The sequence below is a fragment of the Kitasatospora sp. NPDC033851 genome (assembly GCF_055576085.1).
Map to the genome: position 1 here is coordinate 42,827 of NZ_JBVIRL010000018.1, position 25,706 is coordinate 68,532.

The 25,706-nt window shown below is 73.8% G+C and carries 21 protein-coding genes and 1 pseudogene; 16 read left to right on the forward strand and 6 right to left on the reverse strand.

What is annotated here, in order from left to right:
* Window position 1: 1 nt before the first annotated feature.
* On the forward strand, window positions 2-982 hold the full coding sequence (locus tag ACZ51D_RS29200; RefSeq protein ID WP_465624780.1) for a helix-turn-helix transcriptional regulator: 981 nt from the start codon (window positions 2-4) through the stop codon (window positions 980-982).
* A gap of 73 nt (window positions 983-1,055) precedes the next feature.
* Here the strand turns inward: ACZ51D_RS29200 and ACZ51D_RS29205 are convergent, their stop codons facing one another.
* Window positions 1,056-2,408 (reverse strand): aminotransferase-like domain-containing protein, encoded by a 1,353-nt coding sequence (locus ACZ51D_RS29205; RefSeq protein WP_465624782.1) that lies wholly within the window; start codon window positions 2,406-2,408, stop codon window positions 1,056-1,058.
* 160 nt (window positions 2,409-2,568) lie between these two features.
* Here ACZ51D_RS29205 and ACZ51D_RS29210 point away from each other — a divergent pair, with 160 nt between their 5' ends.
* Window positions 2,569-3,345: an enoyl-CoA hydratase-related protein gene (locus tag ACZ51D_RS29210; protein ID WP_465663903.1), complete on the forward strand. Its 777-nt coding sequence runs from the start codon at window positions 2,569-2,571 to the stop codon at window positions 3,343-3,345.
* Window positions 3,346-3,475: 130 nt separating this feature from the next.
* On the opposite strand, the gene ACZ51D_RS29215 is transcribed toward ACZ51D_RS29210, so the two are convergent.
* Window positions 3,476-4,399: a LysR family transcriptional regulator gene (locus ACZ51D_RS29215; RefSeq protein WP_465624786.1), complete on the reverse strand. Its 924-nt coding sequence runs from the start codon at window positions 4,397-4,399 to the stop codon at window positions 3,476-3,478.
* 218 nt (window positions 4,400-4,617) lie between these two features.
* Between ACZ51D_RS29215 and ACZ51D_RS29220 the strand changes: the two genes are divergently transcribed.
* Entirely contained in the window at window positions 4,618-5,184 is a 567-nt protein-coding gene (locus ACZ51D_RS29220; protein ID WP_465624788.1) for an SRPBCC family protein, read from the forward strand.
* 104 nt (window positions 5,185-5,288) lie between these two features.
* On the opposite strand, the gene ACZ51D_RS29225 is transcribed toward ACZ51D_RS29220, so the two are convergent.
* From ACZ51D_RS29225 to ACZ51D_RS29235, 3 genes are all read right to left on the reverse strand, one after another.
* A complete protein-coding gene (locus ACZ51D_RS29225; protein WP_465624790.1) occupies window positions 5,289-5,780 on the reverse strand; it encodes an HPP family protein in 492 nt (163 codons plus the stop codon).
* A 218-nt stretch (window positions 5,781-5,998) separates the two neighbouring features.
* Window positions 5,999-6,907, reverse strand: a complete 909-nt coding sequence (locus tag ACZ51D_RS29230) for an immunity 49 family protein (RefSeq protein ID WP_465624792.1) — start codon at window positions 6,905-6,907, stop codon at window positions 5,999-6,001.
* 407 nt (window positions 6,908-7,314) lie between these two features.
* Complete coding sequence (locus ACZ51D_RS29235; protein WP_465663905.1) at window positions 7,315-8,724, reverse strand: erythromycin esterase family protein; 1,410 nt, start codon at window positions 8,722-8,724, stop codon at window positions 7,315-7,317.
* Window positions 8,725-8,857: 133 nt separating this feature from the next.
* Between ACZ51D_RS29235 and ACZ51D_RS29240 the strand changes: the two are divergent.
* The 13 genes and pseudogenes from ACZ51D_RS29240 to ACZ51D_RS29300 all read left to right on the forward strand — a co-directional run.
* Window positions 8,858-9,505, forward strand: a pseudogene (locus ACZ51D_RS29240) (cytosine permease); the annotation flags it as partial.
* A 155-nt stretch (window positions 9,506-9,660) separates the two neighbouring features.
* Window positions 9,661-10,899 carry a glycosyltransferase gene (locus ACZ51D_RS29245; RefSeq protein WP_465663907.1) on the forward strand — a complete coding sequence of 413 codons (1,239 nt, stop codon included), beginning with the start codon at window positions 9,661-9,663 and terminating at the stop codon, window positions 10,897-10,899.
* 347 nt (window positions 10,900-11,246) lie between these two features.
* Window positions 11,247-11,966: a DUF6461 domain-containing protein gene (locus ACZ51D_RS29250; protein WP_465624797.1), complete on the forward strand. Its 720-nt coding sequence runs from the start codon at window positions 11,247-11,249 to the stop codon at window positions 11,964-11,966.
* 295 nt (window positions 11,967-12,261) lie between these two features.
* Window positions 12,262-13,548 (forward strand): hypothetical protein, encoded by a 1,287-nt coding sequence (locus tag ACZ51D_RS29255; protein ID WP_465663908.1) that lies wholly within the window; start codon window positions 12,262-12,264, stop codon window positions 13,546-13,548.
* Between the two features lie 301 nt (window positions 13,549-13,849).
* A complete protein-coding gene (locus ACZ51D_RS29260) occupies window positions 13,850-14,212 on the forward strand; it encodes a hypothetical protein (protein ID WP_465624803.1) in 363 nt (120 codons plus the stop codon).
* Window positions 14,213-14,679: 467 nt separating this feature from the next.
* Window positions 14,680-16,293 carry an alpha/beta hydrolase gene (locus ACZ51D_RS29265; RefSeq protein ID WP_465663909.1) on the forward strand — a complete coding sequence of 538 codons (1,614 nt, stop codon included), beginning with the start codon at window positions 14,680-14,682 and terminating at the stop codon, window positions 16,291-16,293.
* Between the two features lie 98 nt (window positions 16,294-16,391).
* Window positions 16,392-17,063 (forward strand): mycothiol-dependent nitroreductase Rv2466c family protein, encoded by a 672-nt coding sequence (locus ACZ51D_RS29270; protein WP_465663997.1) that lies wholly within the window; start codon window positions 16,392-16,394, stop codon window positions 17,061-17,063.
* A 509-nt stretch (window positions 17,064-17,572) separates the two neighbouring features.
* Window positions 17,573-19,408: an ATP-dependent zinc metalloprotease FtsH gene (gene ftsH / locus ACZ51D_RS29275; RefSeq protein ID WP_465663911.1), complete on the forward strand. Its 1,836-nt coding sequence runs from the start codon at window positions 17,573-17,575 to the stop codon at window positions 19,406-19,408.
* Window positions 19,409-19,657: 249 nt separating this feature from the next.
* Window positions 19,658-20,308, forward strand: coding sequence for a hypothetical protein (locus ACZ51D_RS29280; RefSeq protein ID WP_465663912.1), 651 nt, complete (start codon window positions 19,658-19,660; stop codon window positions 20,306-20,308).
* Window positions 20,309-20,553: 245 nt separating this feature from the next.
* The gene (nadE, locus tag ACZ51D_RS29285; protein WP_465624811.1) at window positions 20,554-21,393 is read left to right on the forward strand and encodes an ammonia-dependent NAD(+) synthetase; all 840 of its coding nucleotides are present in this window, start codon (window positions 20,554-20,556) and stop codon (window positions 21,391-21,393) included.
* Entirely contained in the window at window positions 21,393-22,361 is a 969-nt protein-coding gene (locus ACZ51D_RS29290) for an ADP-ribosylglycohydrolase family protein (protein WP_465663914.1), read from the forward strand. The genes nadE and ACZ51D_RS29290 overlap by 1 nt, the downstream gene beginning before the upstream one ends.
* Window positions 22,362-22,609: 248 nt before the next feature.
* Window positions 22,610-23,377, forward strand: coding sequence for an SDR family NAD(P)-dependent oxidoreductase (locus ACZ51D_RS29295; RefSeq protein WP_465624813.1), 768 nt, complete (start codon window positions 22,610-22,612; stop codon window positions 23,375-23,377).
* A gap of 101 nt (window positions 23,378-23,478) precedes the next feature.
* Window positions 23,479-24,780 (forward strand): nucleotide disphospho-sugar-binding domain-containing protein, encoded by a 1,302-nt coding sequence (locus tag ACZ51D_RS29300; protein ID WP_465663915.1) that lies wholly within the window; start codon window positions 23,479-23,481, stop codon window positions 24,778-24,780.
* A gap of 110 nt (window positions 24,781-24,890) precedes the next feature.
* Here the strand turns inward: ACZ51D_RS29300 and ACZ51D_RS29305 are convergent, their stop codons facing one another.
* Complete coding sequence (locus tag ACZ51D_RS29305; protein WP_465663916.1) at window positions 24,891-25,616, reverse strand: hypothetical protein; 726 nt, start codon at window positions 25,614-25,616, stop codon at window positions 24,891-24,893.
* Window positions 25,617-25,706: the final 90 nt, after the last annotated feature.

Here is a 25,706-nt window from a genome sequence, read left to right on the forward strand (position 1 = left end):
CATGGCGAACACCAGCACCAGGACGCTGCGACTGCTCTCCCTGCTCCAGACCCACCGGTACTGGCCCGGCGAGGAACTGGCCGACCGGCTCGGCGTCTCCGTCCGCACCCTGCGCCGCGACGTCGACCGGCTGCGCGAACTCGGCTACCCCGTCGACGCGCAGCGCGGCGTCGACGGCGGCTACCAGCTGGCGGCGGGCGCGGCACTGCCGCCGCTGGTCATCGACGACGAGGAGGCGGTGGCCCTGGCGGTGGGCCTGCAGGCGGCGGCGGAGAGCCCGGTGGAGGGCGTCGCCGAAGCCTCGGTGCGCGTACTGGCGAAGGTGGTCCAGGTGATGCCGGCCCGGCTGCGCCGCCGGGTGGAGGCGCTGCGCACGATGACCGTCCCGGTCGACTGGGGCACCCAGGCGGGCGCGGGCGTCGACCCGGACATCCTCACGGTGGTGGCCCTCGCCTGCCGGGACGGCGAACGGATGCGATTCGCGTACACCGCCGCCGACGGGCGCGGCACCGAACGGCACGTCGAACCGCACCGGCTGGTCTGCCTCAACCGCCGTTGGTACCTCGTCGCGTACGACCTCGACCGCGCCGACTGGCGCAGCTTCCGCCTCGACCGGCTGACCGCCCCGCAGGGCAGCGACGCCCGCTTCGCCCCGCGTGTCCTCCCGGCCGCCGACGCGGCGGAGTTCGTCCGCGCGGGCCTCAACGGGATGCCTCGCCCGCAGCGGGTGGAGGTGCTGATCGACGCGCCCGCCGACCACGTCCGGGCGCGGGTCGGCCGCTGGGGCACGGTCGAGCCCGTCGCCACCGGCCGCTGCCGGCTCCTGATGACCGCCGACTCCCTCGACTGGCCCGCCATGGCGCTGGGGTCGCTGGGCGCCGACTTCGAGGTGATCGGCCCTCCCGGGCTGCGGACGCTGCTCGCGGACTGGAGCACCCGCTTCGGACGGGCTGTGGAGCGGGGGGAGGAGGCCGCCGACTAGGAAGTCGGGCCGGCCGACTTCCGGTGCCGGGGGCTGCGGGGCTCGCGGCTTCTCGGCTTCTCGGCCTACTCGGCTATGGGGCGAGCGCGTCGAGAGTGGACCGGAGGCGGGTGAGGGCGGCGGGCAGCTCGGTGAGCGGGGGTGTGGCGAGGGCGAGGCGGACGGCGTTGGGATGGTGGGGGGTGGTGGCGAAGGCGTCGGCGGTGGAGATCAGGATGCCCTCGGCGGCGAGGGAGGCGGCCACCTGATCGGGGCGCTGGTGGGGTTCGAGGGTGAGCCAGAGGATGTAGGAGCCGGGGTGGGCGGTGATGCCCAGGCCGGCGAGGGCGGTGCGGGCGACGGCCTGCCGCGCGGCGGCGTCCGTACGGCGCTCCCGTTCCAGGCGGGCGACCGTGCCGTCCGCGAGCCAGCCGGTGGCGAGGGCGGTGATCAGGCCGGGCGCACCCCAGGCAGCCGTGCGCAGTCGGGTGGTCGCGGCCCGCAGCAGGTGGTCCGGCAGGACGGCGAAGCCGAACCGCAGACCCGGCGCCACGTTCTTCGACAGGCCGGCCACGTAGCAGGTGCGTTCGGGCGCGAGGGCGTGCAGGGGCGGGGGCGGTACGGCCTCCAGGAAGGCGTACGTGCCGTCCTCGATCAGCGTGCAGCCGTGCTCGGCGGCCAGGCCGGCCAGGCGCTCGCGCCGCGCCCGGTCGAGCACCCAGCCGAGCGGGTTGTGGACGGTCGGCATGGTGTACACCGCGCGCACCGGGCGGGCGCGGCAGAGCCGGTCGAGTGCGTCGAGGTCCGGGCCCGCGTCGAGGTCCGGGCCCGCGGGGGTGATCGGGACGGGCGCCAGGTCCAGCCCGTGCGCGGCGGCGAGCAGCTTGATACCGGGATAGCTGAGCGCGTCCACGGCCAGGACGTCCCCGGGGCGGGTGAGGGTGCGCAGGACGCAGTCCAGCGCCTGCTGCGCCCCGCTGGTGAGCAGCACGTTCTCCGGCGCCGTGTCGACGCCGCGGTCCAGCAGGTACCTGGCCACCGCCGCCCGGTCGTGCCGGTGGCCGCCCGGCGGGTGCTGGCGCAGCAGCGCCTCCGCGTCGCCCGAGGAGGCGAGGGCGCGCAGGGCCTGCCGCAGCAGGTCGCCCTGACCGGGGGCGAGCGGCTGGTTGAAGGAGAGGTCCGCCACCCGGGGTACCGGGAGCGCGCGGGAGGGCTCGAGGCCGTCGTAGCCGGAGCGCACCCGGACGAAGGTGCCCCGGCCCTGCTCGCCCACCACCAGTCCGGCGGCGGCCAGTTCGGCGTAGACCCGGGTGGCGGTGGCCAGGGCGACCCGCCGTTCGCGGGCCAGGGCGCGGTGGGTCGGCAGCCGGGTGCCGGCCGGGAGCGCGCCGGAGCGGATGGCCGTCGCGTACTCGTCGACGATCGCCTTGTAGGAGGGCGGTCGCACCGGTCACCTGCCGTTCCTGGGGTGGCGTGTACGGGAGCGCGGACCGGGAGTGTATCCAGGACAATAACTGGATTGTCATGGATGGGAGTTCCTAGCCTCGACACATCCAGCAGCGAGGCCGGCCGGGCCAGCAGCGAAGCCGGGAACGGAGCACGCGCCCATGACCATCCGCAGCGAGCGGGACCAGCACGTCGTCACCCTCACCATCGACCGGGAGAGGAAGCTCAACGCCATCGACTACCCGACGATCGACGCACTGCTCGCCGAGCTCGACCGCATCGACGCCGACGAGACCGTCCGCGCCGTCATCCTCACCGGCGCCGGGCAGCGGGCCTTCAGCGCGGGCGCCGACATCCCGTCCCTGGCCGCCAGCATCGCCGGTGGGCCCGAACGGGCGCTGCGCGAGTTCGTCCGGCGCGGCCACACCCTCACCCGGCGGATCGAGGAGTTCCCCAAGCCCGTCATCGTGGCCGTCAACGGACTTGCGTACGGCGGTGGTTGCGAGATCACCGAGGCCGCGCCACTCGCCGTCGCCGCCGAGCACGCGACCTTCGCCAAGCCGGAGATCTCGCTCGGCTTCCCGCCGCCCTTCGGCGGCTCTCAGCGGCTGCCGCGCCACGTCGGCCGCAAGCGCGGCCTGGAGATGATCCTCACCGGCGACCCGGTCCCGGCCGCCCGCGCCGCCGGGATCGGCCTGGTCAATGCGGTCGTTCCGGCAGGTGAGCTGCTGCACACCGCACGGGACTTGGCCGACCGCATCACCCGGCACGCCCCCACGGCGGTGGCCGCCTGCCTGCGGGCCGTGACCCGGGGCGTCAACCTCCCGATCGACGAGGGACTCGCGGCCGAGGCAGCGGCCTTCGCGGCGACCGTAACGACCGAGGGCGTACGGGACGGGGTGCGGCGCTTCCTGGACCGCACGTCCGCCTCCCGCTGAGGGAGCCACGGCCGGCGGGACCGGTGACGCTGCCCGAGCCGACCCCCGTGTTTCGGACGGCGTCACGGTCCTGCATCAGCACGCCGGTCCGTGCGCCGGGCGAACGGACCGGTCGTGGGGGCCCAGGAGGTCAGCGGGCTCCCGGGTGCGCCGCCGGGAGGGCGGCGTCGTCTCCGCAGTGGGCGGCGACGGTGTCGGCGAAGGCGCGGGCGAGGGGGCAGAGGTTGTCCCAGTCGCGGATGGCCCAGCCGGCGGTGAGGGCCGGGAGATCGGGGAGCGGGAGCAGCCGCAGGCCGGGGTGGCCGGGGCCCTGCCACTGGGGGAGCGCGGGGACGACGGCGTGGCCGAGGCCGAGCTCGGCGAGCAGGATCGCGGTGTCCCAGTCCGCGACGCTGGTGTCGAAGACCGGCCGGATGCCCGACTTCCCCAGCCAGGAGTCGAGTTGGGAGCGGGCGACGGAGTTCTGCGGCAGCCCGATCAGCCGGGCGTCCTGCAGGTCGGCGGGTTCGATGCGGGCCCTGGCGGAGAGCGGGTCGCCCGCCGCGACGGCCAGGACCCACGGCAGGTCGACGACCGGCCGCTGGTCGATGCCGCGGGCCTGCGTGCCGAGGGTGATCCAGGCGAGGTCGACCCGACCGGCGGTGAGCGCCTCCAGACAGCTGCGGCTGGAGACCTCGGTCTGGAACTCCAGGCTGACGTGCGGGAAGCGCCGGCGGAAGGCCACCACGGCCGCGGACATGAAGTGCCGGATACTGGTGGCGCCGGTGGTGATCCGGACGGATCCTCCTTCGCCGCGCGCGAGTTCGGCGATCCGGTGCAGCGCGTGGTCGATGCCGCCGAGGCCGGTGGCGACGGCGGCCTGGAGCAGGCGGCCCGCCTTGGTGGGCACCACCCCGCGCGGGTGCCGCTCGATCAGGGAGAGGCCGAGCTCGCGTTCGAGGCGCTTCACGTGCTGGCTGACCGCGGACTGGGTGCAGTGGAGGTCACGGGCGACGGCGCTGAGCGAGCCGGCCCGGCAGACCGCGGCGAAGACGCGGAGGTCGTCAATGGTCACGGAGATCCAAGGTATCGCTTGGAGGCGTCCCAGCAAACCGGTGGATTGACTTGGGTGTTCGGCGGGTCGATCATCGTTTCCGGGCCCAGGGCGGCAACCCGCCCGCTGCCTTCGCGGCGTTCCGGACGCAAGAGGCGGGGGCGCGGGCGGGTGTCGACCCGCATGGATGCACATTGATGCAACAAGACACGTGACGTGCAACAGAAGGGGGAACGGTCATGCGGTACGCCGACGGTCCGGGTGCGCACTGTGAGGTGTTCGTCGAGGCACCGGTCGAACGGGTGTGGGAGCTGGTGACCGACATTGCCCTGCCCACCCGGCTCAGCCCGGAGCTCCACCGCGTCGCCTGGCTGGACGGCGCGGACCGCCCCGCGCCGGGCGCCCGCTTCGAGGGCCACAACCACCGCGCGAACATGCCCGACTGGCGGACGGTCTCCGAGGTGATCGAGCTGACCGACCCGGTCGCGACCGCGGACGCGACGGACCCGGCCGACGCCCGCACCTTCGCCTGGGCCGTGATGGACGCGGACGGTCGCTACGGCGAGCCGGTGTCCGAGGTGACCGGCTCGCTGGCGCGGTGGCGTTTCGACCTCACCCCCGAGAACGGCGGCACCCGGCTGCGCCAGTCGGTGGAGATCGGCCCGGGCCGCAGCGGCCTCAGCTCCTACATCGAGGCCAAGCCGGAGGCCGAGGAGAAGATCGTCGAGTTCCGACTCGGCGAACTGCGCAAGGGCATGACGGCCACCATCGAAGGCCTCAAGTCGCTGGCCGAGCAGGGGGATTAGGTCGGTCGGACCAGCGGGGGCCGGCGCGAGCCGTCGGCCCTCAGTCGGCCACCCGGCCACCCGGCCACCCGGGCGCCCGTGCGGCGCCGCGGGTTCGTACGCGGTCACCAGGACAGCGGGTACCGGACCGGGTGCCCGCCGATCCGGCCGGGCAGCAGGCCGATGAGGACCAGGAGCCCGGCGGCCAGCGCGAGCAGCGGAAGGAACGGCACGGGATGCGGCGCCTGGAGGACCACGATCACGGCGGTGGCAACCGCCGGAGAGTGCGAGAGGTGGGTGAGCATCATCGCGCCCAGCGAGAGTCCGGCGGCGATGGCCGCGCCCCAGGCGGTGCTGCCGGTGACGGCGAGGGTGGCGAAGCCGATCAGAGCCGACATCAGCTGACCGCCGACCAGGTTGCGCGGCTGCGAGATCGGCAGGCCGGGCGCGCCGTGCACCAGCGCCGCGCTGGCCGCCAACGGGGGGATCAGTAGCGGTTGGTGGAGCAGGACGCCGACCGCGACGAGCAGGAGCAGGGCGCCGATGGCGAAGACGGTGGCCCGCAGGGCGTGCAGCGGGTGCGGTCTGGGCGTGGCGACGGGCGGTGGCATGGACATGTGTGAGTGCTCCGGATGGGGGCAGGGACCCGGAGATGATAAACAGACTGTTGAGGTAAAGGTGGGATGTTTTGCCTGTCGGGCAACGCCGTCCACGTCCTGATGCGCCGACGATGCGCCGACCGAGCCCCGACCGAGCCCCGATCGGGCCCCGAGCGGAGGAGAGCGAGCACCCCCATGACCACCCTGTCCGGCACCGTGCCCGCCGGGGGGCTGGTTCAGCCCGCGTTGATCAGCGTGGCCGGGAGGTAGCCGGAGGTTATGCCGAGCTCCCATCCGTGGACCTGGACGGCGAGCGCGGCGAGGGCGATCGGGACGACCGGGAGCAGGGTGCGGGGCCAGGCCGTCGCGGGCGTGCTGTTGCGGTGTTGGGCGAGGCGGGCGGTGAGCGCCTCCTCGAAGGCCGACCGGTCGTCGTCCAGCAGGACCCGCAGCAGCTGCTGGTCGGGGCTCAACCCGGTCGCCCAGGACTCGCCCGCGGCCTCCAGGGCCCGGGCGGCCGCCGCGCGCTCCGCGGTGTCCGGCTTGCGCAGCGGGGCGGGGGCGACCCGCTGCGAGTGTCGCGTCTCCACGACACCGAGGTAGGCGCAGAGCGCGTCCATCTCGGCGAGGCTCGCCGGGTCGGAGACGGAGGTGCGGTCCGAGAACGGCAGCCGGTCGTGGATCGAGGGCGCGTAGTCCTCCGTCAGCAGCGGCCCGAACATCCGGTCCTCGTCCCGGATCAGGCCGCTGATCACGCACATCGCGAAGGCTTCCACCCAGGTGCCCGCCTTGGGCGCGAAGTCCACGGTGGCACCGAAGCTGATGTCGTCGCTGTCCAGCGTCTCCCCGATGTACGGGAAGGGGACCTGGAAGTCGCCCCGGGGGAAGCAGCCGAGCTGGAGCACGCCGAGGGCGCACTCGGCCGCCGTCCGCAGGGCCGCGCGGGCGTCGGCGCCGGCCAGCGCCGGATCCTCCAGGGTGAGGGCGCCGAGGTGGTCGAGCAGCTCGTCGCCCATCGCGCGGACGGACTTGATGGTCAGTTCGTCCTCGATGTCGTACCAGTGGCCGAGGACCCGGCCACGGACGTCCCCCAGAGCGTCCCGGATCCGCTGGTGGACCACCGTGTGGCGCGTCACTTCCACCATGTGCTGCTGTCTCCTCGTCGGTGGTGCGGTCATTCGTCCGCGATCTTGTGCTGACGGAGGGGTACGCTAGCAGTGGCCTCTGACAGGTGAGCGTGGGCGCGGGCCCGGCCCTCCAGGGCCGGGACGGCCCGTACGGTCCGTCGGTGTGGAGCGTTACGTGGGTCGCTGCTGCTGTTCGATGTACTGCTTGTCGAAGGTGCCGGGAGGACACGCCACTTCAAGCTGAACACTCCTCGCCGGTACCTGGTCACGAGGACCGAGTCGACGTGCAAGGCCGTGACGACTGTCCTGCCGCGCCCGGGGTGTGGGGCGTTGTCAGCGCCTGCGGGTAGGTTCTCGTCCCAGGTCTGCTCGGCCTGCGGGCTCAAGGACGGCCCCGAGCCCCTGATTCCCGCGATTCCCGGAGCTCAGAGGCTGCGGGCCTCCGTGGTCGGGCGGGCCTCCGTGGTCGCGTGGAGGTGGATCAGCGCGTCGTAGGTCGGGCCGATCGCGAGGCGGGGGAGCGGGTCGTCGCGGAACTCCGTACCGGCGTCATAGGTCGGACGGGCGGTGCCCAGCCAGGCGCGGGTGGCCGGCGGGGCGGAGCGCAGGTCGACGTAGTAGTCGCGGTGGCGCACCCGGTCGAGGGTGTACTCGTTCATGTCGGCGGTGGCCGGCGGAACGGTCACCTTCTTCCACGCGGGCGCGAAGGGCGCGTCCTTGGTGAGGAAGGAGCCGCGGTCGAAGGTGAAGCCGATGGAGAGGTAGCCCGCTCCCAGGGCGTCGCGCAGGTAGGAGCCCTGGGTCCTGGGGTACAGCACGGGGTCGCTGGACCGGTACCCGACGTGGCCGTTGTGCGCCGAGAGCAGCATCCTGCTGCCGGTGCGGCGCTGCCACCACAGGGCGTTGTCGGTCATGGCCCGGTCGCGGAAGTGCTCCTTCTCGGCCAGGTCGGCCGGGTCGTCGAGGTCCACGGCGGTGAAGGCGAAGGTCTGAGCGATGCTGCGGGCGTTCTGCAGCGCCCACTCGTACGCCTCGCCGCCCCCGCCCTCGGCCGCGGTGACCAGCTCCAGCGTCCGCTGCGCCACTGCGGCATTGGTCCGCCGCTCGGCGAGCGGCGTCGTGGTCAGGTACGTGACGGCGTCGTCGAACGGGCGCAGGCCGGCGTACAGCTGCTCCAGGCGGGGCAGCGACTCGGGCGCCGCGTCCCGGACGTAGCCGGTCACCCGGTCGAAGAGCTGGTCGCCGATCGAGGGGAAGTCCAGGTCGTCGCCGACGAAGTGGACCGGGCGCCCGGGGTGTTCGCGGTTGTGGGAGCGCATCCAGTCGATCAGGTCGGCGAACTCCTGCCGATCCCACGGGGATCCGCCCATCGTCTCCTGGACGAGTCGCCGGGCGTCGCCGCCGGTGCGGCCCTGGACGTAGTCGTCGACGCGCAGGCCCGAGGACCAGCTGGTCTCCAACGCGAAGGCGGTGAAGCCCTTCTCCTCGACGAGGTAGCGCAGGACGCGCTGCTTCATGGTGAAGAACTCGTGGGTGCCGTGCGTGGCCTCGCCGAGCCCCACCACCGTGGCGTCGCCGATCACGGCGCCCAGCGCCCGCAGGTCGGTGTCCCGGCCGCCGGCCTCGGTGCTTCGCAGCGGGTGGGCGATGGCGTCCAACTCCCTCACCACGGCAGAGGATTGACGCTGCGCTGCGTCCGCCGCCCGGTCCGCCGACCGGTCCGGCGGCTGGTCCGCAGCCGCCACGGTGGCCGGGGCGAACAGGGCGGTGGTCGCCATGGCTGCCGTGGCGGCCAACAGGGACCGTCGGCCGATGTGCGTGCCGCGTGCGGTCATTCTCGGCTGCTCCTCGAGATCGGTGGAGTCGTTCGCCGGCGAACGCCGGTAGACGAATCGTCGATCATCGAGGAGCGTTGGCGCGCTGAGGGATTCCGCCGAGTCGAGCCGGGGGGTAACCCCCGGGTGCCCGCGCGCCGTCCTCGGCTGGACGGCCCTCGGCGGCTTCCTGCCCAGCGTCGCGGTCGGCGGGCTCGGGGTGCTCGGCGCCACCGCCGTCGACATGACCGACCCGCAGGCCGCCCTGCAGAAGATCCTGCCCGGCTGGTTCAACCCGGTCTTCCTGCTCGCCCTGGTCGTCGGCACCATCGCGGTCAACGCCCTCACCGCCTACAGCGCCGGCCTCGCCCTCCAAGCCGTCGGCATCCGCATCCGCCGCACCCTCAGCGTGCTGGTGGACGGCGCGGTCGCGGTCGCGCTGACCCTCTACGCGCTGCTGGTCTCCAACTTCCTCGACACCGTCAGCAACGTCCTCCAACTGACCGTCGTCCTGCTCGGTCCCAGCACCGCGATCTACGCCGCCGACATCCTGCTGCGCCGCAACCGCTACGACGGCCACGCCCTGGGCGACGAGACGCCCGGCAGCCGCTTCTGGTACCGGGCGGGCTTCAACCCCGCCGGCGCCCTCGCCCTCGCCGGCGGCGTGGCGAGCGCGGCCCTCTGCGTCGACACCCTCTACACCGGCCCGGTGGCCGCCCTGACCGGCGTCGACCTGGCCCTGCCGGTGGGCATGGTGGTGGCGGCTGCCGCGTACGCCCTGCTGATGCGCCGTCGCGTGTGACGAGGGGCGGGGCCGGCCGAAAAGGAAACGGCAGGGAGATCGCACTCCCTGCCACTACCAAGCTATAGCGCACGCGGGGGCTTGCGGCAAGGCCCCGGTCACCCCGCAGAATCGATGGTCGAAAGGCCATGACCTGCGAAAACGGGAGTCGTGAAATGCGCGTGTTGTTGACGACATGGGGATCGCGCGGAGATGTCGAACCGCTGGCGGCCCTGGCGGCGGCGCTGCAGGGGCTCGGTGCGGACGTGCGGGTGTGCGCGCCGCCGGACGAGGAGTTCGTGGACCTGCTGGCACGGATCGGAGTGCCGCTGGTGCCACTCGGCCCGACGGTGCGCTCGGTGGTCGCCGGTCCGAAGCCGCCGACGGCGCAGGACGCCTTCCGGCTCGCCCCCGAGCTGGTCGCCGCGCGGTTCGACACACTCACCGCGACGGCCGAGGGATGCGACGTGCTCCTGGCGACCGGCCTGATGCCGGCCGGTGCGCGGGACGTGGCCGAGTACCTCGGCATTCGCTACGTGCTCGCGTGCTTCCACACCCTCGGACTGCCGTCGCGGCACTTCCGGCCAGGGGCACGGCCGGGCACACCCTCCCCGCAGGACGAGACCGACCACCGGGTGCTGTGGGAACAGGACGCCCAGCGGGTGAACGCGCTGTACGGCGGGGCCCTCAACCGCCACCGTGCGTCGCTCGGCCTTCCACCGGTCGACAACGTCCGCGACCACGTCGTCACCGACCGGCCGTGGCTGGCGGCGGACCCCGGGCTCTGCCCGTCGCAGGGCATGACGGAGCTCGACCCGGTGCAGACCGGCGCGTGGATCCTGCCCGACGACCGTCCGCTGCCGGCCGACCTGGAGACCTTCCTGGCAGCCGGTGAACCACCCGTGTACGTGGGCTTCGGCAGCATGGCCGCGCACGCCCCGGAAGGCATCGCTCGGGTCGCGATCGAAGCGGCCCGCACCCACGGCCGTCGGGTGGTCCTCGCCCGCGGCTGGGCAGGGCTGGCCCCGGTCGACGACCGGGACGACTGCCTGGTCGTCGGCGAGGTCAACCAGCAGGCGCTGTTCCGCCGCGTGGCCGCCGTCGTCCACCACGGTGGGGCGGGCACCACCACGGCGGCGGCCCGGGCCGGCGCGCCCCAGGTGGTCGTCCCCCGGATCGCGGACCAGCCGTACTGGGCAACCCGCGTGGCCGAGTTGGGCATCGGCGCGGCCCACCTCGACCCCGCGCCGACTGCCGACTCCCTGTCCGCCGTGCTCGCCACGGCCCTGGCGCCCGAGACCCGCGCACACGCGGAGACCGTGGCCGGCACCATCCGCACCGACGGGGCGACGGTGGCCGCGAAACTGCTGTTCGAGGCCGTGGCCGGCCAGGAACGGCCCCACGGATCCGAGTGAAACGCCGGCGGAACCGGTCGGCGGGTGGACCCGTCGGCGGGTGAACCAGTCGGCGCCGACGAGGCGGGGGAGCGGCCGCCTGAGCCGGGCGAGTTCCGCTCCGGACCATCCTCCGGCCGGTGTCCGTCCGGCCTCCGTCCGGCCTCCATTCGGTGTCCGTCCGGCCTCCGTGTGGTGTCCGTCCGGCTTTCGTTCGGCCTTCGTTCGTTCGGTCGGGGGCGCGTGACAGCCCGGACAGGGCCGGTTCCGGCACCGATCCGACGACCGGGCTCCGGCCGTCGGCGGCGTCGGTTAGGGTGCCCACCGGCGCGCCCGGCCACCGCAGGCCGGCGCGAGGGGAGGGCGGTATGACCGACGGAACGCGCGAGGGAGCCGGGAAGGACGGCGACGGCATCCAGTGGCTCGCGGAATTCGGTCGGCCGGGCACCGGCCTGCCCGGAACAGGAAGGCCCGACGCGGACGGTGAGGTCGGCGGTGTGGTGTTCGCCCGGGGGATCCCGCCGGAGGAACTCGCCCGCCGGATGGGCGCCGACCCTACTGCCGGGACCGCGCCGATCAGCGGCACCGAGATCCGGGCCCTGGACATCGACGTCTACCGCCCCGGCGACGACAGCGACGGTGTGATCCGGGTCGGCGAGTGCGGCGGCTGGTCGTTCGCGATCGAGTACGGCGACTCCACCGGCGGCGAACTGCTCACCGAGATAGCGCGCGACGGTGTCGAGGTCGTCCACTTCCGCCCGATGCCGGAGCAGCCGCCGGCACTGCTCGACTACGCCCGGGACGGCGCCGTGCTGTGCGGCTTCGGCCTCGGCGAGGAACGCTGGCGCTGGGGCCAGGAGCCCGACCTGCTGGTGCCGGACCTGGTTGCCGCGAGGGTCCTGGAAGCGGACGGTGTCACCCCCGCCGGTGTCGACAGGGCAGGCGGCGCCGGCGCCGAGGCCGCCCGCCGCCGCACCCTCGGCGCCGTCGAGCGGCGCTTCGGGTTGAGCCTGCCCCGGGCCGCCTTCGACGGGCTGCGCCTGCGGGCGTACGCCGTCCGGGGCACCCCGGGGATGGAGCCGGGGTGAGGCGCGGGCGCTCGCGGCGACGGAGGCGGTGAACCCGGCGGACAGTGCGATCACCGCGATCACCGCGATCACTGTGATTACCGCGAACAGGATGGACATCACCGTCATGGCCGGGCTCCTTCCCGGGCCCCACGGCGGGGCTCCGATGACCGTCATCCTTGCGCCCTGCCCGTCTTCGCACATGTGCCGATCGGGAGGTTCCCGGGCCGGAATTCTCGGTGAGACCCTGCCGATTGGCAGGGTCAGTTACCTCTCTGCTGAACTGTGAGGAGGCTCCGCGCAGAAGGAATCCGCCATGCACGTGGTGTTGTCCACCATCGATCCCTCCCTGGAGAACGCGCTCGTGGACCGGGGCCAGCGGGTGCTGGCCGTCATTCCGGCCGCCGAGCTGGCGAACCGCTCCGACTCCGCCCGGTACGGGCTGTGCGCCGTCGAGGACTGGGACGACTACACCCGACTGGCCCTGCTCGCGCGGGAATTGGAACCACAAGGAATCGCGTCGGTGTCCACCGGGGACGAGTGCTGCCTCCGCGCGGCCGCCGTCCTCAGGGCGTTCCTGGGCCTGCCCGGGCAGTCGCTCGCCTCGGCGGTAGCGGCGACCGACAAGGCGGTCATGAAGCGGGCACTCGCGGCGGCCGGCGTTCCGGTGGCGGACAACCTGCGGGCGGGCACCCCGGAGGACATCGCCGCGGCCGGTGACGCACTCGGCTGGCCCGTCGTGGCCAAACACCGGTACGGCTTCGCCACCCTGCACACCCACCTCGTACGCAGCCGCGAGCACCTCGCCGAACTCCACGCCCGCCGGGCCTTCGGACCGCTCGCCGGGCTCCCGGCGGGCTTCGCGGCCTCCGCCGTCGGCCGGGGGCTGGACCGGGCCCCCGGTGGGATCCTGGTCGAACGGGCCGTCCCGGTCGCGGCCGAGTACCACTGCGAGCTGCTCCGGCACGAGAGCCGCGAACTGTACTGCCTGCCCGGCCGGTACCCGGCCCCGCTGCTGGGAACCGGTGACGGCGACGGCGCGGCACCCGCGATCGGCTCGGTGCTGATGGACGACTCCGACGGTGAGGAGGCCGCGCGCGTCCGGGAGTTGGCGCGGGCCGCCGCCGACGCCCTGGGCCTCGTCACCGGGTTCGCGCACGTGGAGGTCCTGCGGGACACCACCGGAGCCTGGTACCTCGGCGAGATCGGCCTGCGCCCGGGCGGCAACATGATCCCCCACCTGCTGCGCCTGCAGCACGGCATCGACGTCGCCGCCCTCCTGGCCGACCTGGCCCAGGGCCGACCGCCGTCGATCCCCTGGCGCACCGGCCGCCCGGTGGCCTGGGCGGCGGTCCCGGCCGCACCGGGGAGACGGATCACCGGCATGCCCGACGCGGAGGAGATCCGCGCCCTGCCCCACGTGACGGACGCGATCGCCCTGGTCCGGCCCGGCACGGTGGTCGACGGCCCGCTGAGCAGCCTGACGGCGGCCGGGCACGTCTTCTGCACCGGCACCACCCCCGCCCGGGCCGCCGCCCACGCGGCCGAGACGGCGGCGACCTGGGCGCGCGCGATCACGACCGAGCCGACCACTGCAGGGTGAGCCGCGGTGTGCGGGTCGACATGTCGCCCCGGGCCATGGGCCTTTGACACGTGGCGGGGGCGGGCCGAGGAAGGGTCGGCGATGACGTGGGTCAGGGAGAAGTCGTCTGCGATGAGTTCCGCGCATGCGATGAGTTCCGCTCATGCGGTGAGTTCCGCTCATGCGGTGAGTGCGGCACATGCGATGAGCTCCGCTCATGCGACGAGCGCCGGCCACCTCATGAGCGCGGCTCATGTCGCGGGCGCGGGGCGACCGGCAACCGGATGTTCCGGCGGTGCGCCTCCGGCCCTAAGCTGCGGCCATGGAATTCTCGTCGGGCTGGGGCGTCGGACCGGTGTTCGGCGGCCGGGAGCCCGTTGTCGAGATCAGTGGTTCGGTGCCGACCGCGTGTGATGCCCAGCAGGTGGCGGAGATCCTCTTCGGGTGGGGCTGGCGGGTGCGCAAGCAGTCCTGGACGGAGTTCGAGGCCGAGCACACGTACGCCCGGTTGTCGGTGCTCCCGCTGGACCCGGTGGTCTTCACGGGCGAGATCGCGATCGGCGGGGTCACCGAGTTGATCGAGACCTTCGGCCGGATCGGCCACCGCTGCACCGTCGAACTCTACGACCCGGACAGCGGCGAACTGCTCGCCGAACGCCCGGTCCGCCCGCCCGCTGGATCTTGATCAGCTGGAGCGGCAGCAGCGGTTGCCCGATGCCTGCCCGGTGTTCGGGGAGGTGGCGGTGGACGGCGTCGATCACGCCCCAGTCTCCGGTGCGGGAATCGGGCCGCTCGCCCCGCCAGCCCTCCGGCCCGTCGGCGTCCACGCTGTCGTAGCCGGCGTGGCCGCTCTCGTCGCGTGCGGTGGTGTCGTTGCTCAACTCGCCCTCCGTGGCACGGTTTCGGCGCCCGGTGCGGGCGGACGGCGGTAAGGGTGCCACCGGGCGGGCCGGTTGAACCCTCACCCGGGTGGCCGGTGGCAGGGCGGGCGGCACGCGCCGCCCGTCCGGAGGTTTCCGGCAGGCAGCGGGGGGTCTCGGCGCCTAGGGTCTGTGGTGCGTCGACCGGGCCGCGCGCCGGGCGTACGCCGTCCCCGCCACGCGCCCGCCGCACGCCGGGGTGACCGGCCGACCCGAGAGGTGGACCCGCCCCATGTACACCGTCGTCCGTGGCGCCGGAGCGCTCGGCCTGACCGCGCTGCTGCTCACCGCCGCCACCGGCTGCCAGGGCGACGGTTCGTCCGCCGCCGAGCCCGCGCCCACCTCCCCGGCCTCCGGCACCTCCCCGGCTACGGGCACCTCCTCGGCCTCCGGCACCCCCGCGATCGCCACCGGGGCGAGCGCCCAGAAGCTGAACTGGCACGCCTGCCCCGCCCCCAACACCGCCCAGGGCAGCGGCACCGCGCCCGCCGCCGACTGGCAGTGCGCCACCCTCAAGGCGCCGCTGGACCACGGCAAGCCGGACGGCGCGACGATCGACCTCGCGCTGATCCGCAGCAAGGCCAAGGACGAGCAGCACCGGATCGGCTCGCTGCTCTTCAACTTCGGTGGCCCCGGCGCCTCCGGCGTGGCCGCCCTGCCGGCTTTCGCCCCGCTCTACGCCTCCCTCAACACCCGCTACGACCTGGTGAGTTTCGATCCGCGCGGGGTCGGTGCCAGCGCCGGGGTGGAGTGCCTGGACGACCAGGCGATGGACGCCACCGCCGCCGTCGACAGCACCCCGGACAACCCGGCCGCCGTGAAGTCCCTGGACGACACCAACGCCCGGTTCGTCGCCGCCTGCGAGCACAACTCGGGTGCGGTGCTGCCGTACGTGGACACCGAGAACGCCGCCCGGGACATGGACCTCATGCGGCAGGTGCTGGGCGACCAGAAGCTCTTCTACTTCGGCATCAGCTACGGCACCCAGCTCGGTGGCGTGTACGCGCACCTGTTCCCGCAGCAGGTCGGACGGCTCGTGCTGGACTCGGTCGTCGATCCGACCAAGGACCCGCAACAGTCCGCGCTCGGCCAGGCCCAGGGCTTCCAACTCGCCCTCGACGACTTCATGAAGGCCTGCGCCACACAGGCCGGTACCTCCTGCCCGACCGGCGCCGGCGGCGACGAGGGCACCGCGAAGGTCGCCGCCCTGGTGCAGAAGCTGGAGCAGTCGCCGCTGCCCACGAAGGACGGGCGGCAGCTCACCGAGACCCAGGCGGTCACCGGCATCGCCGGTGCCCTCTACAGCCAGGAGACCTGGCCCGTGCTGGCCGCCGGCCTCACCGAGGCGATGGAGCAGGGCACGGGCACCACGCTGCTCCAGCTCGCCGACGGGCTGAACGGGCGCGACGCGCAGGGGCACTACAGCAACCTGAACGCCGCGAACCGGGCGATCAGCTGCGTGGACGCGCGGCAGCGGTACTCCGACCAGGACGTCCAGCAGCAACTGCCGCAGTTCCAGGCCGCCTCCCCGGTGTTCGGCGCCTACACTGCCTGGGGCCTGACCGGCTGCACCGGCTGGCCCGTCCCGGGCAAGGGTGACCACCCGGAGGTCGCCGCCGCGGGCGCGGCGCCGATCCTGGTGGTCGGCACCACCGGCGACCCGGCCACCCCGGTCGAGGGAGCACACGCGATGGCGCAGCAGCTCGGTGCGGGCGTCGGCGTTACCGTCACGCTGCAGGGAGAGGGGCACGGCGGCTACAACACCGGCAACCCCTGCCTGAAGCAGACCGTGGACGCCTACCTGTTGGACGGCACGGTGCCGGCGGATGGGACGACCTGCAGCTGAGAGCGGGTCGCGTTCCGAAGTGGCCCAATGGAAACGGGGAAGATTGGCTCTGTCGGGCGGTCCACTTGACCGTTAGGCTCGTCGACGTGACGAACACCATGACGAACAGTGCGACCGACAACGCGACCGCCACCGTGACTGCCAACGCGACCGACACCTCGACGAAGGCCACCAAGGTCGACTTCTACTTCGACCCCGTCTGCCCGTTCGCCTGGATCACCTCCCGGTGGATCCTGGAGGTCGATCGCCACCGCGAGCTCGACCTCACCTTCCGGGTGATGAGCCTGTCGGTCCTCAACGAGGGCCGTACCGACCTGCCGGAGCGCTACCAGCGGCTGATGACCACCGGCTGGGGCCCCGTCCGGGTCTGCATCGCGGCCGCCGAGAAGCACGGCCAGCACGTGCTGAGAGACCTGTACACCGAGCTCGGCACCCGCTTCCACGACCAGGACCGGGCCGCCGATGACGCCGTCATCCGGGAGGCCCTGGTCGCGGCCGGCCTGCCCGAGGAGCTGGCCGACGCGGCGAACAGCACCGAGTACGACATCGCGCTGCGCAAGAGCCACCACGAGGGCATGGACCCGGTCGGCGAGGAGGTCGGCACCCCGACCATCCACGTGGACGGCGTCGCCTTCTTCGGCCCGGTGCTGTCCGCGATACCGCGCGGGGAGGACGCCGTGCGGGTCTTCGAGGGCGTCCGGCTGCTGTCCGGCTACCCGAACTTCTTCGAGCTCAAGCGCACCCGGACGGGCTCGCTCGACTTCTCCTGACCCCGTCGGGGGCCGCGGTCCCGGCGCCCCCGAGCGGGCGGGCGCCGGGACCGGGGTGAGGACGGCGGGCCTTCGGGGTCCCATCCGGGCGCGGAGCGACCGACCATGGAGACGGAGGCTCGGTTGCCCCCGAGAGGCGGTGAGTGCGGATGATCGTACGAATCCGGCTGCGCGCTGCTTGGCACCCCGCGACACCACCGCACTCCGAGCCGCATTCGGAGCCGCACCCCGAGCCGCACTCGGTGCCGCACCCCGAGCCGGGGCCCGGCTCCGGGCAAGCGGCGAAGCGCGGCCCCGGTCAAGGCCCGCGCTGGGGCCCGGACCCAGGCCCGGGCCCCAGTCAGGGCTCCGGTCAGGGCTCCGGCTGGACCCCGCGCCCAGGCCAAGGCCAAGGCCCGGGCCAGGGCCCAGGATCAGGCCAGGGCCCCGGCCGGCGCCCGGGCCCAGGAGGCCCGCCCAAGCCCCCGCCGCCCTCGTGGCGCCGCTGGCTGCTCCCCGTCGCCGTCCTGGTGACACTGCTCCTGCTCGTGCTGTTCTCCAACCCCGGCACGCCCGGCACCCGCTACGGCTACACCGACTTCCTGAACCGGGTCGACACCGGCCAGGTGCAGACGGTGGACGTCAGTGACAACGGCGGGGTGAGCGGCACGCTCAAGAACGGCACCCACTTCACCACCCAGATCCCCACCGCCCTGGACACCTCCCAGCTCAGCCGGGCGCTCAGCGACCAGCACGTGACCGTCACCGGCAGCCGCGCCGGCGGCAGCTCGATCTGGTCCACGCTGCTGCTGTTCCTGCCGCTGCTGCTGTTCGGCGGGCTCTTCCTCTGGTCGGGCCGGATGGCCGCCCGGTCGCTGGGCGGTGGACTGAGTGCGATCGGCCGCTCCCGGGCCAAGATCATCGAGGCCGAGCGGCCGGCCACCGGGTTCGCCGACGTCGCCGGGTACGAAGGGGTGAAGCAGGAGGTCAGCGAGGTGGTCGACTACCTGCGAAGCCCGGAGCGCTACGCCGCCGCCGGGGCGAAGGGGCCGCGCGGGGTGATCATGGTGGGTCCGCCGGGCACCGGCAAGACCCTGCTGGCCCGGGCCGTCGCGGGGGAGGCCGAGGTGCCGTTCCTGTCCGTGACCGGCTCCGGGTTCGTCGAGATGTTCGTCGGCGTCGGCGCGTCCCGGGTCCGCGACCTCTTCGACGAGGCCCGCAAACGCGCGCCGTCGATCATCTTCATCGACGAGATCGACGCCGTCGGCGCCCGCCGGGCGGGCGGCACCCGGATCGGCGGCAACGACGAGCGCGAGCAGACCCTGAACCAGCTGCTCGCCGAGATGGACGGCTTCGACCAGACCACCGGCATCGTCGTCATCGCCGCCACCAACCGGCCCGACGCCCTCGACCCGGCCCTGCTGCGCCCCGGCCGCTTCGACCGGCAGGTCACCGTGCCGCTGCCCAACCAGGCCGAGCGGGCGGCCATCCTCGCCGTGCACACCCAGGGCAAGACCCTCGCCCCGGACGCCGACCTGGACCGGATCGCCCGCGGTACCCCCGGCTTCTCCGGCGCCGACCTCGCCAACCTGGTCAACGAGGCCGCCATCAACGCCGTCCGCGCCGGGCGCGCCACCCTCACCGCCGACGACCTCGACACCGCCCGGGACCGCGTGCTGCTCGGCCGTCGGGAGTCCTCCAACGCGCTGCTGCCCGAAGAGCGGCACGCCGTCGCCGTGCACGAGTCCGGGCACGCGCTGATGGCCGCGCTGTGCGAGCACGCCGACCCGGTCGCCAAGGTGACCATCCTCCCGGCCGGCGTCTCGCTCGGCGCCACCGAGCAGCTGCCCGAGGCCGAGCGGCACCTCTACAGCGAGGGCTACCTGACCGACCTGCTTACCGTCCAACTCGGCGGGCGGGCAGCAGAGTTGGTGGTCTTCGGTGAGGGCTCCACGGGCGCCGCCAACGACCTGGCCAACGCCACCTCGGTGGCTACCCGGATGGTCCGCGAGTTCGGCCTCTCCCCGGAGATCGGCCCGGTCGGCTACTCCAGCGGCAGCCCGCACTACCTCGGCGACAGCCCCGAGGACCTGCTTCGCCGCCCGTACTCCGAGCAGACCCAGCGTGCCGTGGACGAGGCGGTCGCGGCCCTGCTGCGGCGGGCCGAGCGACGGGCCGTCGGCCTGCTGACGGAACACCGGCACCACCTGGACGAGTTGGCGAGCCTGCTGGTCGCGCAGGAGACCGTGGACGGCGGCTTGGTCCTCGGCATCCTGACGCACCCGGGGCCGTCGGACAGCCCGGGGCCGTCGCACAGCCCGGTGTCGCTGACCAAGGGGGACGGGTCCGGGACGGCGGAGGCCTGAGTGGGCGTTCCTCGACCACGGCCTCCTCGAACTCGCCGGCCCGATCATCTGCCCGTGACGCCTTCGAAGGGCTGTGTGAAACGATCAGTCATGCCCCGCGGGTAGACCAGGCTCGGCGCCGAGGCCTCCCGCGCCGCTTCCTGCCCAGGCCGAGGACCCCCTATTGTCGGCGGCGGCTGAGAGGCTGCCAGGACAGGGGCGTTGCCCGATGCCCTGACAGACAGAGCTGACAGACAGAGGGAGACTCGGATGGATTTCGCCAAGGCATTGTTTGACCACCTCGCGGATGGGCCGCGGAGGAGCGGACAGCGTGATTCCTGGAGCTTCCACTACCTGGGTGAACTTGCGGTCCCATCGGGTGTGGCGAGCGTCTACGACCCCACGTCGGGCGAGGCGGACGACCTGGAGGTTCCTCCCGGCGATCACCCTGTGTATGCCGTGATGGACGCTTCCTCGCAAACGGCGCCGGTGGCGCTCGGAATCCTGCTGTGGTTCGGCGAGGCGCCGCCGGTGGAGCTCGGCGAGTTCTCCGGGGTCGGCGTGCTGACGCACTGCGGCGTGGTCTGTCTGACCGGGTCGCAGGACAGTGACGATGCCTCGGTGGGCAGTCTGATGAGGCTGGCCGGGCAGGAGATTCGCCGTCGCGCAGCGAGCGGCCAGGACCGCGGCCTTCTGCCGGTTTTCGAGGACGCCTGCCGACTGTCCTGGCCGGATGCCCTTCAGATGCCCGACCGCGCCGTTCCCGACGCGTTCCGTACCGGATGGTGCGTTCTGCCGGACGAGGGGGCCCGGAAGAACGTCATCGCCCTGCTGGACAACGGCGAGGGCGGCGGCATCCACCCCTGCCTTGACGCGCACGGGCGCGAGGTTGCTCACCTCGTGCAGTTCGAGACGGAGTGACGACGCGCCGGTGCGACGTCCGGTGTCGCGCTCCTCGGCGCAGGCCCACGGCCCTGCGACGGCTGGGAAACTGGCCGTGACACCGGAACAGCCACGCTCTGCGCGGGCACGTTGTGTCAGACAACACCGGTCCGCAGCACGACGCCCGAAGAACGATCGCCTGTTCATCACCGCCACCACCTCGCTGAACTCGCCGGTGACGACGATGACGGGCCCCACCACGTCACCTGCCCCAAGGAGTCGGAATGACCGAGCCCCTCACCGCCGATCTTCAGCGGGAGATCGCCCAAGCCCTCGGGGTCGCGCCCGTCCCCGACCCCCTGCGGGAGGCCGAGCGCCGGGTGGCGTTCCTGGCCGAGCAGGTCCGGGCCGCGGGCGCCCGCACCCTGGTGCTCGGCATCAGCGGCGGCGTGGACTCCACCACCGCCGGGCGGCTCTGCCGGCTCGCCGTCGACCGGCTGCGCGCCGACGGCCACCAGGCGGCCTTCTGCGCGATGCGACTGCCCTACGGGGTGCAGGCGGACGAGGACGACGCCCGGCGGGCGGTCGCCTTCATCGAGCCGGACGAGCTGCTGACCGTCGACGTCAAGCCCGCGACCGACGCCGCCCTGTCCGCCCTGCTGACCGCCGGCCTGGCCTTCACCAGCCCCGCTCAGGAGGACTTCGTCCGCGGCAACGTCAAGGCCCGCCAGCGCATGGTGGTCCAGTACGCGGCGGCGGGCGCCAACGGGGGCCTGGTCGTCGGCACCGACCACGCGGCGGAGGCGGCCGTCGGCTTCTTCACCAAGTACGGCGACGGCGCGGCCGACGTGATGCCGCTGTCCGGCCTGACGAAGGGTCAGGTCAGGTCGATCGCCGAGGCGCTGGGGGCGCCGGCCGAGCTGGTCAAGAAGACCCCGACCGCCGACCTGGAGAACCTCGCCCCCGGCCGCCCCGACGAGGAGGCCCTCGGCGTCACCTACGACGCCCTGGACGACTTCCTGGAGGGCCGCCCGGTCAGCGAGGAGGCCTTCGCCACCATCCTCGGCCACTACCGCCGCACCGAGCACAAGCGCAGCCTGCCGATCGTCCCGGGCCGGGACTGATGACCCCGGACACGGGCACCAGCACCGGCACGGACTCGGGCCCGGCCTGGCGTGACCGCGCGGCCGGGGCCGTCCTCGGCGCGGCGGTGGGCGACGCCCTCGGCGCCCCGTACGAGTTCGGCCCGGCCGGGGCCTACACCGCCCGCTTTCCTGCCGGTACCCCCGGCGAGATGGTCGCCGGCGGCGGCTGGGAGCGCGGCGAGGCCACCGACGATACCCAGATGGCCGTCCTTGTCGCCGAATCCCTGGTCGAGCGGGGCGGGTTGGACCTCCCGGACCTCTTCGACCGGTTCCGCCGCTGGGCCGCCGCCGACCCCAAGGACATCGGCATCCAGACCGAGGCCGTGCTCACAAGCGACCTCCCCTGGGACCTCGCCGCCGCCGTCCACTTCAACACCACCCTGCGCGCCGCCGGCAACGGCGCCCTGATGCGCGCCTCGACCTCCGCCGTGGCCTTCGCCCGCGCCGGTCGGCGGGCCACCATGGACGCCGGCCGCCGGATCGCCGCCCTCACCCACGGGGACCGGGCCGCCTGGGAGGGCACGGCGATCTTCCACGAGCTGGTCCGCCTCGCCCTCGACGGTACCGACCCGCTCGACGGAATCCCCGAGGCCCTGGCCCACGCCGACCCCGACAGCCGCGAGCGCTACGCCACCGTCCTCGCCCCCGACTGGCACCCCGACCGCGCCACCGAGGCCAACGGCGCCGTCTGGCCCAGCCTGGGCTCGGCGGTCTGGGGGCTGCGCACCACCGACGGGTTCGAGCCCGCGCTCCGGGCCGCGATCGACCTCGGCGGCGACACCGACACCGTGGCGGCCGTCACCGGCGGCCTGGCCGGGGCGCGGTACGGCTCGGCGGCGGTGCCCGCGCGCTGGACCGAGCCGTTGCACCTGACGCTGCCCGGGTTCGGCGACCGGGTGTGGCGTGCGGCCGAACTGCGCAGCCTGGTAGATCGGTTGACGGCGTAGCGGGCTCCGGCGGCTCACCAGGGGATGGTGATGTCCGGCGGGTGGATCAGGAAGGTGATGGCCAGGATCGCCGGCAGCGCGCCAGGTGGCCCAGGAGCACGCCGAGCATCGCGCAGCGCCAACGGCGGTCCGGTGCTCGCCCGCTCGTGTGCCTCGCTACGGTACCGGGGAGCGGTTCGGAACCGAAGGGGCGGAAGTGCCCGGGCCGAGCCGCGCCGAGCGATGCGCAGGGGTGCGAGGGGGATGAAGTGACGGGGGAACAGCTCGCGGTGGTGTCCGGCGGCGGCACCGGGATCGGCCGGGCGATCGCGGCCCGGCTGGCCGGGGACGGGCACCGGGTGGTGATCATCGGGCGCCGGGCGGACGTGCTGGAGCAGGCCCGGGAGGAGATCGAGTGGACGGTGGGTTCGGGCCGGATCGTCCCGGTGGCGGTCGACCTGACCGACCCGGAGGCGGTCGAGGCGGCGGCTGCCCGGATCACCGAACTCGGCCCGGTGGACGCGCTGGTGAACAACGCGGGTGCCATCATCACCCCGCCCGAGGACGACGGCCTGGCCGCCCTGGCCCGCTCCTGGCGGCACGACCTGGACATCAACCTGCTCACCGCGGTGCTGCTGACCACCGCCCTGCAGGGCGCGCTGCGCCGCCCCGGCGGGCGGCTGGTCGTGATCAGCTCGGCGGCGGCCCAGCGCGGCGGCGCGGGCCCGCACTCGGCCGGCTCCTACGCTGCCGCGAAGGCCGCCCTGCACGGCTGGGCCTTCGGCCTGGCCCGGCAGTTGGGGCCGGACGGGATCACGGTCAACGTGCTCGCGCCCGGTTACATCGAGGAGACCGAGATCTTCGGTTCGGGGTGGAGCGAGGAGTTCCACGCCCGGAAGGTCGCCGACACCCTGGTCGGCCGGGCCGGCACCCCCGCCGACGTGGCGGACGCGGTCGCCTACCTCGTCTCCCCGGCCGCCGGGTACGTCACCGGGCAGGTCATCGGCGTCAACGGTGGTGCGGTCCTCGGGCGCTGACGCGTTCATCGATTGTCAATCGGGCGTGCCTACCGTGATGTCCGACCACGAACCGCGTTCGACCTCGGGAGCCTCCGCTGTCCAGGATCATCACCACCGCCGTGCCCGCCCACGGCCACACCAGCCCGCTGCTGGCCGTCTCCGCCGACCTCGTCGCCCGCGGCCACCAGGTGGTGTTCCTCGGCGGCTCGCGGTTCGCCGGCGCGGCGGAGCGGGCGGGGGCGCGGTTCGTCGCGCTGCCGGCCGGGGCGGACTTCGACGACCGCGACCTCGACGCGAGCTTCCCGGGGCGGTCGAGTCTGCCGCCCGGTCCGGAGCGGCTCGCCTTCGACGCGCAGCACGTGTTCCTCGACCCGATCCCCGTCCAGTACCGGGCGCTGCTCGCACTGCTGGCCGAGTTCCCGGCGGACGCCGTGATCGCGGACGCCTTCCTGCAGGGCGCGCTGCCGCTGGCGCTGAGCCGTCCTCGGCCGGAGCGTCCGGCGCTGATCGGCATCGGGGTGACCCCGTCGATGCTGCCGAGCGTGGACACCGCGCCCTTCGGGCCCGGGCTGCCGCCCCTGCCGGGGGAGGAGGGCCGGGCCCGCAACCGGGCGCTGCGGGAGGAGGCGTACCGGCGCGGCGAGCCGCTGCGCCGGTACGCCGAGAAGGTGTACGCGGAGCTGGGCGTCCGGCTGCCGGAGGGGCCGCGCGGGCTGGCCATGGTGACCGTGCCGGACCACTTCCTGCAGCTGACCGTGCCGGGCTTCGAGTACCCGCGCAGCGACGCCCCGCCCGGCTACCGGCTGATCGGCGCGCTGCCGGGCCTGGTCGGCAGTGAGCAGCCGCTGCCGTCGTGGTGGGGCGAGGTGACGGGCGAGCGGCCGGTCGTCGTGGTGACCCAGGGGACCCTGGCCAACGCCGACCTCGGGGAGCTGGTCGCGCCGACCGTCGCCGCCCTGGCGGAGCGGGACGTGCTGGTGGTGGCCGCCACCGGCCGTCCGGACGGGCCTCGGGCGCTCGCCGACCTGTTCGGCGGCGGCCTGCCGGGGAACGTGCGCGCCGTCGACTACGTCCCGTTCGAGCGGCTGCTGCCGCACACCGACGTGCTGGTCAGCAACGGCGGCTACGGCGGGGTGCAGACCGCGCTGCGGTACGGGGTGCCGCTGGTGGTGGCCGGAGCCGGCGAGGACAAGCCGGAGGTGGCGGCCCGGGTGCAGTGGTCGGGCGCTGGGCTGGACCTGCGGACGGGCCGTCCGGCGCCGGAGGAGGTCGGCCGGGCGGTCGACCAGGTGCTCGGCGAGGGCCGGTTCCGCGAGCGGGCCCGCGCGCTGGGCGCGGAGCTCGCGGAGTACCGGCCGTTCGACACCATCGCCGAGCTGGTGGAGACGCTCGGGGAGCCGGTGGAGTCGCCCGGGCGCTGAGCTGCCCCACGTCTCGGGCGGAATGCTCGGCTGCCGGAACGGTCTGCTGCCGAAACGGTCCGCTGCCGGAGCGGTCTGCAGCCGGAACGGTCCGCTGCCGAAACGATCCGTCAGTCCCCGTCGGCGTCGGCCTCGGCGGTCGGCGTGCCGCCGGACCTGATGCCGAGCTTGACCTCGGCCGTGGTCCAGTCGGTGGCGATCGCCTGCTGGGCGGCGGCGAGGGTGACCTGGCCCTTGCAGATCGCGGTGTGCAGGTGGGTCTCCACCGAGTCCTTGGGATTGTTCGGACCCTTGCCCGGGACGTGGCCGGGGGAGGGCGGCTGGATCCAGAGGTTGCGCGCGTCGTTGGGATCGCCGCCGAGCTGGAGGCTGATCAGATGGTCATACTCGGCGTCGCCCATCGGGCCGGTGTAGCCGTAGGACTTGGCGTTCTCGGCCTTCTCCTTGCCGGTGAGGTTCGCCGGCGGGCGGATGGTCGAGGTGTAGCCGCCCGGCTTGCAGATGGTGTCCTTGAGGCTGTCCTGGTTGACCGCCGGGCTGATCGCGCCCGGGGTGCAGCTCGGGTCGGGCAGCGGCTGCTTGTCCGCGGCGTAGCGGTAGTGGCAGCTGCCCGGCGCGGGCTGCGGCTGGACCTCGTAGGAGCTCTTCGGGCCGGGGCCGGTCACGATCGCGGCCGGGGCGGGCTGGGCTGCGTCCCCGCCCGGGGCGGAGCTGTGGCCGGCGGTCGCCTTGGTGGTGTGGCCACCGCCGGACGAGCAGCCTGCGGCTGCGGCGAGCAGGACGGCCGCGGCCACGGCCAGGGCGCGGCGGGCGGGAGCCGGCACGGGTTCCTCCATCTGGGTGTGCGTGAGCGGCGGTCACCCGGATGGCGGGGACCGCGCCAGCGGACACTACCGTGTCGACAGGCCCGAACGAGTGACGCCACG